This window comes from Paenibacillus sp. FSL L8-0644 (genome assembly GCF_038008165.1).
GTDB lineage: Bacteria > Bacillota > Bacilli > Paenibacillales > Paenibacillaceae > Paenibacillus > Paenibacillus polymyxa_D.
Genome location: NZ_JBBOYN010000001.1, coordinates 3,089,902 through 3,102,900, shown reverse-complemented (window position 1 = coordinate 3,102,900; position 12,999 = coordinate 3,089,902). Strand labels below are relative to the sequence as shown.

Genomic DNA, 12,999 nt, shown 5'->3' with positions numbered 1-12,999 from the left:
TGTGTCTGGAAAAAAATATGAATACCGAGATGAGGACTTTTAGGAATAACTGCCGGCCTCTACAGCTTGCTCCCATGCCAGCATAGCAGATGGGAAGCATTCAATAGCACGGGGAAAGACCCCCTGTACATAAGCGATGAAAACACCATAGTTCACAATCGGCACGCCGGCAGCTTTCGTTTCCGACATTCGATGAAGCATCGTACGCCGATTGAGCATGCATGCACCGCAATGAATAACCAGTGCATATTCGCTCAGATCATCAGGGAAGCTGGAGCCGGATGCATGCTCGATGATGAGACGTTTGCCTATCGTTTGGCGGAGCCAGCGGGGAATTTTCACTCGACCAATATCGTCAGATTGGCATTGGTGAGTGCAGGCTTCGGCAATAAGTACACGGTCTCCATCTTTGAGGCGATCAATGGCTCTTGCACCTCGTACCAGTTCGTCCAGATCGCCTTTATGACGGGCAAACAGGATGGAAAAAGAGGTGAGAGGCACATCTTTGGGCGTGTCAGCCGCTACTTTCATAAAAACCTGTGAATCGGTAATGACCAAGCGAGGCTTGCGTCCCAATCTCTCCAGTGTCAATCGTAGTTCATGTTCTTTGGTCACTACGGCGATGGCATCACTCTCTAGTGTATCGCGGATTGTTTGCTGTTGTGGCAGGATCAATCGGCCTTTTGGTGCAGCTTTGTCAATGGGAACGACCAGCACAACAACATCGCCGGGTGACAACAGGTCACCGACGATACGGAAACGATCCTCGTTTTGGGGGAGTGTATTCGTGATAGCCTTTTTCAGTTCCGTGTCTCCCCGGAGCAAAGATGCACTGAAAGGAATCAGGGTGAGATCCAGTTCAGTAGCCAGTTTTGTAGCCGTTTTATCTGATTCTGTAAGGGTATCTATCTTATTCAATACCCCAATAACAGGAATCTTTTTGATACGGAGCTTTTCGAGTAGCTCATGCTCGAATGATCCGACTCCAACGGTGGCGTCGATAACGAGAAGAGCCAGGTCTGTACTATTAAGTATTTCTAGCGTTTTGTTGCGGCGCAGCTCTCCGATCTCACCCTCATCGTCCAGTCCGGCGGTATCTACCAAAACAATGGGACCCGCTGGGAGCAGCTCCATCGGTTTGAAAACGGGGTCCGTGGTCGTTCCTCCTACAGGAGATACCACTGCGACGGGCTGACCAGTCAGGGTGTTCAGAATGCTGGATTTGCCTGCGTTACGGCGACCAAGCAGGACGATATGTGGTCGGTTGCTACGAGGGGTATCATTCATTCCCATGGTGAGTTCCTTCTTCCTGCCCCGGAATTCCGGGCTTGGTTACTGTATAGGGATGGCATAATTGGTCAATCCGCGAACGGGTCAGTAGGCCGCGATCTTCTGCAATATCCTCTGGTGTGCGACCTTGCACAATGGCCGTCGATGCAATGGAGGCAGCCTCATCATAGCCAAGCTCCGCGACCAGCGCAGAAGCCATCACGGCTGAGTTACGTAGATTTGTAATACAGCGTTCTTCACGCACGATCAGGCCACGCACACATCGTTCTTCGAATAGTCGAACCGCTCTGTTCAGAATATGTAGCGATTCCAGCAACGATTCGGCAATCAGCGGCAGGAATGCGTTTAGCTCCAACTGACCCGAGGCAGCGGCCATAGTGATAGCCGCATCTTCGGCTATCACACGCATGGCTGTTAGTCCTGCCATTTCAGCTATTACCGGATTGACCTTGCCAGGCATAATAGAGGATCCGGCCTGAACTGGAGGCAGAGTGTATTCGCCAATACCACCGAAAGGACCAGAGGCCAGTAGGCGAAAATCGCCAGATATTTTGTACAGATTCACGGCGGCTGCTTTGAGTAGACCGGACACCTCCACAAAGACATCCATATTTTGAATCGGATCCATCGGGTGGTCGCTGCGACTCAGTCCAAAGCCGGTCTCATCCGCCAGTTTTTCGACCATCCGATAGCTGTAAGCGCGGGGCGCGTTCATACCTGTGCCAATCGCCGTGCCTCCAATAGGGATTTCCCGCAGCCGCTCTTCGGCCTTATAGAGACGCCAGCGGTCGCGCGCTATAGCCTTTGCATAGGCACCAAAGCCCTGCCCGGCCATCATGGGCAGGGCATCTATTAGCTGAGTGCGGCCTAGCTTGAGTAGGTCGGCATATTCTGTTTCTTTGTGTTGTAAAGCATCCTGTAACGAAGACATTGTGTCACATAAAGGCCGAAGCAGCCGTATCGCTGCAATTCGTAGCGCTGTGGGATAGACATCATTCGTAGACTGACAGCAGTTCACATCATCCAGCGGATGTACAATTTCATACTGCCCTGGTCTGCCTCCTAGCTGTACGATGGCCAAATTAGCAATGACCTCATTTACATTCATATGGGTACTGGTGCCTGCGCCGCCTTGCATAGCATCCACGGTAAACATATGTTGGTGTCTCCCGGCGAGTATTTCATCACAAGCATATACAATGGCAGAGGCCCGTTGGACAGGAAGCCGTTTCTGCTCACCATTCACTTGAGCGGCTACTTTTTTTACCAACACAAGAGCGTGGATCAGGTTTTGGTTCACAGGCCTGCCACTGACCGCAAAATTGTTCATCGCGCGTGCGGTGTGAATACCGTAAAAGGCGTCTGCGGGAATTTCCATCTCTCCTAACGCATCCCGCTCGGTTCGCGTATTTGTAGGTAGAGGGAAACCTTCAGTCATAGACCTGTTGCCGGAATGCGTGTCATATGCAGCAGCTGACGTGCACTTGCAGCGCGTTTTTCCTCAACCCGGGCATGAACCAGATCTGGCTCGACCAGCTTGAGGGCTTGTGTTGGACATTTACCAATGCAGGCCGGTCCGCCGTCCACACCTTCGCACAAATCACATTTGCTGGCAATCATGCGTTCTTTGGGTTGCAAACGGCCTGACATATTGGTGTACAGTCCGTCTTGAACGACAGGCTGCCCGTTTCGATACTCGGGTACCATGGTAATCGCGCCGTAAGGGCAGGCGATCATGCAGGTTTTACAGCCAATGCAGCTTTCACTGTTAATGAGAATGCAGCCATCTGCGTTCGTAATGGAGCCGTTCGGACAAGCGTTAGCGCATGGGGCATCCTCACAGTGACGACACTGAACGGGTGCAGTGACTCCAAATGATTTAATAACCTTCAGACGAGGGTGAAAATGAAACTCATCATCTGGTGAGATAAAAGGGTTCTCCGCTGAATGTGCGATGACACATGCGATTTCACAGGTACGACATCCGATACACTGGTCGGGATCAGCTAAAACAAAACGGTTCATACAATTCGACTCCTCTCTAACTAACGACAAATATAATGTATACAGCATAAAAAACTTAACGTATTAATGAATGGAGTAATCCGTATCCCCTTTGATAGAAATAGTGCTACTGCGGCTTTGCTTGCCGGGCCCCCGTTGTTGGAAGGTCGTGTGCAGAAGATGATGCGACACATGACCCAGCGGCTCACCTAGAAATTCATCATAAAGTTTAATGATGTGAGGGTTCTCATGCGATTTTCGTACCTGGCGTGCAGCATCATGTCCATAAATGGAGGATTTACGTGCCCGATAAGCTTCAATTCGTTGCTTTTCTAACATGATCTTGGGTTGTCCCCCTCCACTGATACATCCGGCAGGGCAGCCCATCACCTCAATAAAATGATAATCACATTCGCCCGCATGGACACGATCCAGTAGCTGATAGGCATGCTGTAGCCCGGCGACGACCGCTACCTTGAGCTGTAGCTTGCCTACCTGAACCTCAGCTACTCGAATGCCTTCCTCACCACGTACAAAATCGAGTTGGAGCTTCGGCAGTTTTTCATTTGTCAGCAACTCGTAACCTGTACGGATGGCAGCTTCCATGACTCCTCCAGTGACTCCAAAAATGGAGCCTGCACCGGAATATTGCCCTAACGGTGAATCGAATTCTTCATCAGGCAGGTTTGCAAAATCAATTCCGCTCTGCTTGATCCAGTATGCAAGTTCACGCGTGGTCAGTACCTCATCTACATCACGGTAACCGTCAGATTCCATTTCGGGACGATCACATTCAAATTGTTTACAAGTACATGGCATGATGGCAACGCTGTATATATTCGCAGGTTCCACTTCGTCCAGTTGTGCGCCATAAGATTTGATAAGCGCTCCTAACATTTGCATCGGAGATTTGCAGCTGGATAGATGGTCTAGCAGATCGGGATATTCAATCTCGGCAAATCGGACCCATGCTGGACAGCAGGATGTGAACATAGGCAAGGGACCGCCTTCGGTCACGCGACGAATCAATTCCGTGCCTTCCTCCATGATGGTCACGTCAGCTCCAAAGTTGGTGTCATATACCCGGTCGAAACCAAGGCGGCGCAAAGCAGCAGCCATTTTCCCAGGCGTCAAGGTGCCGAACGGCATTCCGAATTCCTCCGCGAGTGAAACACGAATGGCCGGAGCACATTGGACGATCCGAAACTGTCCAGGTTTGGTCATCATATCGCTTACCTTATTCAAGTTGTAGCTATAGTAGGCAGCGAATAGCGGCTCTCTGATGTCGGCAGGCATATCGCGTTCTTGTATACGTTCCAGTCGTCTAGCGGCGCCTTCCTGTGGAGATGAACCTGCCCAGTCGGATGCGTATACGCTGCATATTTGTACACATTGACCGCAAATAACACATCGGTCTGCATTAACGGTTTGCGGTTCTCCAGGCAGTCCCTCTATGGCATCTACTGGACAAACCCCAGCACAGCGTCTGCATCCCGTGCAGAGCGTTGGGTCAATATGAATGACAGGGTCTGTGCAATCAGTCGTCTTCATACAAGGAGGTGAAGAGATCTTGTCTATTGTGGTTGACATGTTTTTCTACCTTTCTGCGGCTGATTTTGACCTTACAGGCGTGGGAAAAAGACTTCCCGCCGAGGCTCTGGAGGCGAGTCGGATATACCCTTGGCCAGCCGTAGGACATGATTCGGGCAGGCATCTACACATGCAGGCTGTCCTTTCTCTGTTTCCGCGCACAGATCGCATTTGCTTGCCGCGGTGCGGGGAAGGGCCACTCGATTTGCCCGGTGAGTCAGGCCGGACTGCGTCACAAGGTGTCCGGCCTGGTAGACCGGAGACACCTCAATTGCCCCGAAGGGGCAGGCCAAAACACAGGAAGTACAGCCGATACATCGATCCTCATCTATCATGACGACTCCGTCCTCCTGACGAATGGCCTGCACCGGACAGGCATGTGCGCAGGGGGCATTTTCGCAATGCCGGCATTGCACCGGCACATACGTATCTCCTGTACGAACAACATACACCTTGGGTATGACAGGAACGCTGACGGTTCCGACCGAAGCTCCTATACCGTTAGCCTGACTGTGAACGGCGAAGCACGCCAGTTCACAGGCTTTGCAGCCGATGCACTGCCCGGCGTCTGCGACTACAAAAGAAGAAGCAACAGCGCTTGTTCTACCGGCTGCTCCCATTCTACTCATCGAAGCTGACCGGGTATCAGTCGGACGGTGCATCATATTCCCTGTGCCGCTCATCTTGTCACCTTATCAGCCAAAACAGCTTCCTGGACGTTCATCTGTTTGCGAATCTGTTGGTACGATTCATGTACATCACGTTCGGCCTGAGCTTGGTCGGCGATTCGTTCCAGGCGGATGGCACAGTATTTTAATTCCGGGGTTTTGGATACCGGATCGAGAAAATCAGCGGTCAGCTCGTTGCATGCTCCAACCCACCAGTGATAGGTCATGTAGGTCGCACCTTGTTGCACACGGTCACTGATTTGTGCCCGAGCCATGATGCGTCCCCGGCGGGAGGATATGGCAACAATTTCACCATCCAGAATATTCAGATCTGCTCCGTCTTCCGGGCTAATCTGAATAAAGCCAGGCTCATCAGACAATTGGCGCAGCGCACGGCAATTGCCAGTCATGGTACGAACGGAGTAGTGGCCTACCTCACGGACTGTAGACAAGACAAGCGGGTATTTTGCATCCGGTTGTTCTTGTGGCGGACGCCATTCGCAGGCGAATAATCTGCCTTTGCCACTAGGTGTCGAAAATTGATTTCCTTTATACAAATACGGTGTACCTGGATGATCCTCAGTAGGGCAGGGCCATTGCACGCCGCCTTGCTGCTCCATTTTTTGGTAGCTGGCACCGGAGAATAATGGGCAGAGGCTACGCATTTCATCCCAAATTTCCTCTGTGTTTGCATAGGACATAGGGTAGCCCATGGCGGTAGCAACCTCGCTAATAATGGCCCAGTCTGGCTTTACATCACCCTGTGGCTCGACGGCCTTTCGGATGCGCTGAAAGCCCCGATCTGCCGAAGAATATACACCGTCATGCTCGCCCCAAGCAGTAGAAGGGAGGATGACATCGGCATGCAGCGCTGTTTTGTTCATGAAAATATCCTGGACCACGACAAATTCCAATTGGTCTAGGGCTTCACGCAACTCGGCGGCGTTCGGATCACTTTGTACAGGGTCTTCGCCGAAAATGTAATAAGCTTTCAGCTTGTTCTCCTTCAGGATGAGGTGTGGTACCTCCGTAAGTGGATATCCTTTTTTACGCGGCAGCTCAACACCCCATGCTTTTTCAAACTTTTTGCGAACCGTGGTGTCTGTTACATCCTGATAGCCAGGATACACATTCGGTAAAGCACCCATGTCACAGGAACCCTGTACATTGTTTTGTCCCCGTACTGGTCCGATACCCACATTCGGCTTGCCCAGATTTCCGGTCAACAGTGCAAGGGAAGCGAGCCCCTTTACTACGTCAACGGCCTGTGAAAATTGGCATACGCCCATTCCGTACAAAATGGTAGCGGTAGGGGCCTTTGCATATTCCCTCATAGCCGCCCGGATATCGGCCGCCTTGACCCCCGTAATGCCTTCCGCATATTCGGGAGTATATTTTTTAATGCTGTCTACATATTCGGCAAAGCCTTCTGTGTTTGCTTCCACATATCGTTTGTCGTACAGTCCTTCATGCACAAGTACATGACCAAAAGCGTTCACCAAAGCCATGTTCGAACCGCCCTTTAAGGGTAGCCACATATTCGAGATACGAGCTGTTTCGGTCATGCGCGGATCGCATACAATAATTTTGGCGCCTCTTTGCTTGGCAGCTACAATGCGTCTTGCGACGATCGGATGTGTTTCGGGTGCATTATATCCAAATACGAAAATGAGATCAGAGTGTTCAATTTCAGGAATAGAGTTGGACATAGCTCCATCTCCGAGCGAGTAAGTCAAACCTGCCACAGAAGGGCCATGGCATACACGAGCGCAATGGTCAATATTGTTCGTGCCAATGACCGCCCGCATGAACTTTTGCATGACATAATTGGCCTCATTTCCCGGACCACGTGCGGAGCCCGTTCCCATAATGGAGTCGGGTCCGTATTTTTCCTTAATTGCTGACAGCCGTTCGGCAGTATATTGAATGGCTTCCTTCCACTCCACTTCCTCCATAACTCCATTTTTGCGAATCATGGGCTTGCGCAAGCGTGCAGTCAGAATTTGCGGGTCATTCAGAAAATCCCATCCGTAGTGTCCTTTTAGACACAACGTTCCTTCATTCGTACGACCACCAGCCGGCTCTGCGCCAATTACCTGTCCTTTTTCCACCAGCAAATGAAGCTGACAACCGCTCCCGCAGTAGGGACATACGGTCAATACCTTGTCTGCCATAAGTGCAGCACCTCTTTTATATGAAATAGATGAAACTCGAAACATAAAAAAAGCCAATACAAAAATGCCGCTTTACGCTGCATCCTGTACTGGCTTATCCGCGAGCGAGGAGACAAGGCTCCTTCCCGCTAATCCAACCGGTGTATGTGTTGTAGTTCTAGAGTAATGATAATGTGTCCGTCTCCATGGACGGAGGGGCAGACCTCCCAAGTATAAGTGAAGGGACTGCCGAGTGTTTTTTCGGCTTCGTTCATAAACTCCTTTTCCAGATAGGGACGAAGGACGTCCCAATATTCTCTGACCTTGTCCTCAGCCCCTTCATGAACGAGGATTTCGGACAGATTAGACAATGTACCTCGAATTTCTACCGTAATCCGGAGCGGCGAATCCAGTGAAACCTTGACGTTGTCCGGTCCTTTTCCCCGGTAGTGTTTGACAATACATACGGCCAACTTCCTGATGCGCTCACGGTATTCCAATTCGGTATTCAACATCTGGACACTCCGCTTCGAATCAAAATAAAGGCGTACTTGCCGCGCATGCCAGACAGCCTGTGTAACTAGTTTAGAACAAGACGTAACCGTCCCGACCAAAGTGGTCTGCCCAGCACGGCGTATCACTCTTCTATGGTAGAACAGGTTGGCCCGGAAAGATGTGAAATTCATTACACTGAACCAAAATTTTACATGGATTAGCCCCCTCTTGAAGCAGCTTTACCTCTATGGTTTGTATGATGCTTCTCGTTCTATCGCATTGCTTGTACAGTTCTAATACAAAAGCAGTAGATGAATTTATCATTATTACATTGAACGAAAATGCTAGTCGAACACCAGAAAATATAAATATGTTATCCAAAATAGGTGATATCGTACGTGATTCTGCAACTACCATGATATGTGTGGGATTGGAAGTGGTATTCGTGAACATCATCTTCAGGTTATGCGAATTCCGGAAGATTAGTTGCTAAGAGGAATACTGGGTACGCTAAATCATCAATCCAACGCTAATTTGTCTGTACACAAACCAACAGATCCTAAGCAGATCGCCCAAGTCATTGTCTGTTACAAACACCCGACGAACAGCGTTGGTTTTCAAGTCGAGACCCATAATAAAGTGGCAGCAAAGCAATTTATCGCACTGTACAATCGCTTTCATCATGGGGTAAAGTGCGGGTTCAAGATGTAGAATCTATGCGAAATTCAGTTGTAGAAGGGCAACTTAAAGGTCGCCAAATGAAGAAATTACTGCAACGTGTGGCTGAACATAAAGCCGCAAGTCAAGCCATGTATAAATAAAGAGAAGAGGTCCGTGCTAGAATGCATGGGCCTCTTCAAACCTTTAATAATTGATTTTATAAAACTTTACTGTTTAACCAGAACGGATAAATCGCCTTCAAAAACTTGCTCCTCTTTGTGGTTGAAAGTCGACAGCATTACAGTAACGAGTCCTGTTCCATTCCTCATCTCTTTTACTCCAATCACTTCAACGATGGTGTACAATTCGTCGCCTGGATATACTGGCTTAATAAATTTAATATTATTCATAGCAGTTCCAGCAATAACCTCATCACCGTAACTCCCTGTTTCAACCCAAAGCTTAAAAGAAACAGCTAATGTTTGAATTCCTGAAGCGATAATTCCATTAAACCTGCCTTTTAATGCTTTCTCTTCATCTAAATGCATATATTGCGGGTCAAACTCCCTTGCAAATCTGGTAATATCCTCTTGAGTTAATTTCAAAGACTTGGTTTTAAATACTTGTCCGATATAAAATTCATGAAACCGCATTATTACACCTCTTGATTAAATTATTTGCTTATTTATAGAGTAGCATAATATCACCAATCAAGTTAAACTGTCCGTTAGCTTAATGACGTATTGTCCGTCTACAAATTTATATTCACTGAACAATATTTCCCTTTAAAACTCGTAGCGTTATAGCAGCAAATTAATTTAAGATACAAGTATGAAAAGCCACTGATAATTCAGGGGCTTATTTTGCGTCTTGAGGAGGTGACGAAATACATGGCAAAGATAAAATCCACATTGGATATACTACTGGATCTAACCAGATCGGTTCAAGAATTGACTGAGGTTATTTCTGCTGTAATTGCTTCACAGCCAGCACGCCGGAAAGAAATTCTTATAGGTTTGGATATTGCGGTAGGAAATGCATTAGCAGAGATACAAGCCCAAGAGGAAAAGAATCAAAAAGCAAATGATGATAGCTCAGGAAAAGTTTCCTGAACGGAGAGACGGGGGAAGAAGGTTGGATAAGTGGGAGTTTTTAAGTTCTGTACTGCTTTAGGAAGCAGCGATGTGACGTATTTTTATGGTGGGTGGTCGGGAGTATTGGGGGTGTTACTTGCTCTGGTCATTATTGATTATGTGACCGGATTATTTGTCGCTGCCGTAGAAGGTAAGAAGGGTACCGGACCAGGTTTAAAAAGCAAGATTGGTCTTATCGGTATAGCTCGAAAGGTATTTATTTTTGCAATGGTAGCAGTATCCCATCTAATTGATGGAGTCTTAGGCGATTCGCACCTATTCCGAGATGCGGTCGCCTATTTTTATATGGAAAATGAGCTACGGTCCATTTTGGAGAATGGTGGCAGACTCGGCGTTCCTATCCCGCCTGTGATCCGACAGGCCGTAGAAGTTTTAAAAAGTAAAAGTGGTAAGGAAGGAGAGAAAGAGGATGCAACGACGAAACAGCCGTAATGCCCAAGGAATAGACGTATCCCGTTATCAAGGAAAGATTGATTGGAAGGCGGTTAAACCGACGGTATTTCATTTGCCTACATTAAAGCAAGTCAGGGGCAAGTTATGTTGACCCAACATTCATTACAAATGCAAAAAAAGCCAAGAAAGCAGGCGTGTTGTTGGGGGCCTATCATTTTTTAGATGCCACCAGTGTTGACACAGAGAAAGCGGATGCACGGCATTTTGCTGATGTGTAGGATCAGGTTGGAGGTGCCAAAGCGCTGGAGCTTCCTGCGGTGATGGACTACGAAAACAATCCTGGCAAGCTCTCCAAACACTTATTAGTGCTGTAGCATTAGCCTTTCTTTTGGAATTGGAGCGCCTGACAGGACGAAAGCCAATCATTTACACGGGTAGTGCCTTTGCCGCCAATTTTAACGCCTCATTGGGCGGTTACCCATTATGGATAGCCCGGTATAGTGACACTCGCGTCCCAAGCGACACAGTGACATGGAAACGTTGGGATATTTGGCAATACAGCGACAGCGGCAAGGTAGCTGGGATAAAAGGGAACGTGGACATGAATGAGTTTGACGGTACAGCGGACGAGCTGTGTAAGCGATTCAGCGCTGTTGTCCCTGCACAAGAGACAGAATCCGTTACACCCGGCATATTCTGCGTCAATGGCAAAGAAGCGGGGAGAGCACTTCTACATGGCTCCAGAACTTATGTACCGTTGCGGTCTTTGGCAGATGTATTGGGCTTTTCTTATCACTGGGACAACACCCGTAAGGAAGCGTATTTAAACAGAGCCAAGCTGCAAACTGTCCAACTTGTAGACGATACGGCTTATGTGCAACTCAAGCCAATTGCAGAAGCTTACGGGCAGTAGTGTCCTGGGATTCAAAAAATAAAATCGCATCGTTGAAAACGAAAGGGGAAAAGTAATCATGCAATCAATTATCGAAACTGTGCAACCTTACGTAAATACCATCTCCACAGCCGCTGTGGGTGTGCTTACAGCGTTTGTTTTAGGAGGTCTGAACAAAACTCAAAACTAAGGTTAACGTGTGGCTAGAAGCGCGTACTACGGCGGCACAGAGGGAAATAATCCATAAAATTGCTGGGGAGGGCTTTGCTTTTGCTCAAACAGCATTTAAAGAAGCTGGAGGAGAACGTAAGCTTCAGGAGGCTTTGCAGTATGCTTCACTTACTCTTTCCAGTCAAGGTATCGTAGTATCCCAAGTAGAGTTAAAATCCGCGATTGAGAAGGCATATCTGGAGTATAAGGCCAAAACAAAAGTGGCACTCGCTACTGACGCACAGCCAAACGAGGAGGCAACACGGCAGCAGCTAAGGAAGCTGTATCGGGTCTTGCCGCGAAGCTTAATGATTTTTTGGCTCAGGCTACAGTAGAGGTATCATCCGGTCAGGTTCAGACAGCAACTGAGTCTATTCAAGAACCAACAGAATCAGTACAAGCGCCTGCTACGGAGCAAGACTAATACGGCTATAGTTACAAAGTAAACACTAAACAGATAAGGAAAGCCGGAAAGATAGCGTAAACTTGCTTCTTTCCGGCTTTTTGGCATAGTTCAACAGAATGATTACTTGTTCAGCAGTATGAAGTTATTGATAAAACCCTCTTCTTGTATGAAAATGGGGGTTTGAATTTTCGATGTGAAATCATAATAATATACGCCGCGTCTTTCTGCCTGATTTTTCTGAGAAGTGCTGCCCAAATAATAGACCCCCTTGCCATCCGGGGACATATAGACAAATTGGCGGGATAAAAAGGGCAACTTTATTTTGGTACGTTTACCTGTTGCAATATCAACCAGACTATACTCGGGATTGCCGTGATTAATGAAACGAGTGGTTATGAGGAGCAGCTTATCATTACTGCTGGACATTGAAGTTATTTTCTCTTTTTTTAGTGTGACGATAGAACGCTCTTGCTTGGTAACGTTATTGATTTCTGTAACCTTGTTGTCCGGGGGGACCATAATGGTCTGTGTTCGGTCTGAGATGTCACCTTGTTTATCTCGCTCCCTCTCCGAATACTGTGAATTGTAAATTGTATTTTTTTCTGAATTATAGGCTATAGACCAAGTGATATTATCTTGGTTTTCATCATGCATAAATTTCATGGCGTGCGTTGTTTTATTGTAGAAAATAGTTTTAAGTATACGTTCTCCTTTTTTGACCGCAACCAGAACGAGTGGGCCATCTGGAGTAGTTGGTACGATACGATTGATGGCAAACAAATTATCGGTAAGCTGTTCGATTTTTTTGGTATTCAAGTCATACGAAAATAATTGGTCTCCCTTATCACCAACATCGGCAGAGTAATAAATTTTGTGATCAGGCAAGGACACTACAGAAAGCGGGTATTGAGAGGTATAAGGAACATCGGCCAGCTTGGTCAATTTTTTGCTGTTTAAGTCGTATGTCATAACTCGCATAACCATGCCTTGATCTGTGTTCTTCCCATTCACATACTCTGTATAAGTCATGGATAGATACTGGCCTTTCCCGGCCGACACTACTTTTTCATTTGATTGGGCCTTT

12 protein-coding genes and 1 pseudogene are annotated in these 12,999 nt (G+C 47.7%); 4 read left to right on the top strand and 9 right to left on the bottom strand.

Features of this window, described 5'->3' with window-relative positions; translation table 11 throughout:
* Positions 1–39: 39 nt before the first annotated feature.
* From hydF to NSS94_RS13885, 8 genes are all read right to left on the bottom strand, one after another.
* Entirely contained in the window at positions 40–1,293 is a 1,254-nt protein-coding gene (gene hydF / locus NSS94_RS13920; protein WP_165146850.1) for a [FeFe] hydrogenase H-cluster maturation GTPase HydF, read from the bottom strand.
* Positions 1,280–2,728, bottom strand: a complete 1,449-nt coding sequence (locus tag NSS94_RS13915; RefSeq protein ID WP_341039490.1) for an aspartate ammonia-lyase — start codon at positions 2,726–2,728, stop codon at positions 1,280–1,282. The genes hydF and NSS94_RS13915 overlap by 14 nt, the downstream gene beginning before the upstream one ends.
* Positions 2,725–3,315 (bottom strand): 4Fe-4S dicluster domain-containing protein, encoded by a 591-nt coding sequence (locus NSS94_RS13910; protein ID WP_013310648.1) that lies wholly within the window; start codon positions 3,313–3,315, stop codon positions 2,725–2,727. Before NSS94_RS13910 ends, NSS94_RS13915 begins: the two co-directional genes overlap by 4 nt.
* Before the next feature lie 63 nt (positions 3,316–3,378).
* On the bottom strand, positions 3,379–4,845 hold the full coding sequence (locus tag NSS94_RS13905; protein WP_341039488.1) for a [FeFe] hydrogenase, group A: 1,467 nt from the start codon (positions 4,843–4,845) through the stop codon (positions 3,379–3,381).
* Between the two features lie 71 nt (positions 4,846–4,916).
* Positions 4,917–5,513: a 4Fe-4S dicluster domain-containing protein gene (locus tag NSS94_RS13900; protein WP_341039487.1), complete on the bottom strand. Its 597-nt coding sequence runs from the start codon at positions 5,511–5,513 to the stop codon at positions 4,917–4,919.
* A gap of 50 nt (positions 5,514–5,563) precedes the next feature.
* Positions 5,564–7,726: a formate dehydrogenase subunit alpha gene (gene fdhF / locus NSS94_RS13895; protein ID WP_029517400.1), complete on the bottom strand. Its 2,163-nt coding sequence runs from the start codon at positions 7,724–7,726 to the stop codon at positions 5,564–5,566.
* A 128-nt stretch (positions 7,727–7,854) separates the two neighbouring features.
* On the bottom strand, positions 7,855–8,391 hold the full coding sequence (locus NSS94_RS13890) for a hypothetical protein (protein ID WP_239645200.1): 537 nt from the start codon (positions 8,389–8,391) through the stop codon (positions 7,855–7,857).
* Positions 8,392–9,087: 696 nt separating this feature from the next.
* A complete protein-coding gene (locus NSS94_RS13885; RefSeq protein ID WP_029517401.1) occupies positions 9,088–9,513 on the bottom strand; it encodes a MaoC family dehydratase in 426 nt (141 codons plus the stop codon).
* Between the two features lie 237 nt (positions 9,514–9,750).
* Here NSS94_RS13885 and NSS94_RS13880 point away from each other — a divergent pair, with 237 nt between their 5' ends.
* The 4 genes and pseudogenes from NSS94_RS13880 (at position 9,751) to NSS94_RS13865 (ending at position 11,844) form a co-directional block, all read left to right on the top strand.
* Positions 9,751–9,972, top strand: coding sequence for a hypothetical protein (locus tag NSS94_RS13880; protein WP_039271168.1), 222 nt, complete (start codon positions 9,751–9,753; stop codon positions 9,970–9,972).
* A 72-nt stretch (positions 9,973–10,044) separates the two neighbouring features.
* Positions 10,045–10,446 (top strand): phage holin family protein, encoded by a 402-nt coding sequence (locus tag NSS94_RS13875; protein ID WP_341010988.1) that lies wholly within the window; start codon positions 10,045–10,047, stop codon positions 10,444–10,446.
* Positions 10,424–11,056 (top strand): annotated as a pseudogene (locus NSS94_RS13870) (glycoside hydrolase family 25 protein); the annotation flags it as partial. The gene NSS94_RS13875 and the pseudogene NSS94_RS13870, both read left to right, overlap by 23 nt.
* Positions 11,057–11,496: 440 nt before the next feature.
* On the top strand, positions 11,497–11,844 hold the full coding sequence (locus tag NSS94_RS13865) for a phage holin, LLH family (protein ID WP_341039484.1): 348 nt from the start codon (positions 11,497–11,499) through the stop codon (positions 11,842–11,844).
* Between the two features lie 191 nt (positions 11,845–12,035).
* Here NSS94_RS13865 and NSS94_RS13860 read toward each other — a convergent pair whose 3' ends face one another.
* Positions 12,036–12,884, bottom strand: coding sequence for a hypothetical protein (locus NSS94_RS13860; protein WP_341039482.1), 849 nt, complete (start codon positions 12,882–12,884; stop codon positions 12,036–12,038).
* Positions 12,885–12,999 lie beyond the last annotated feature (115 nt).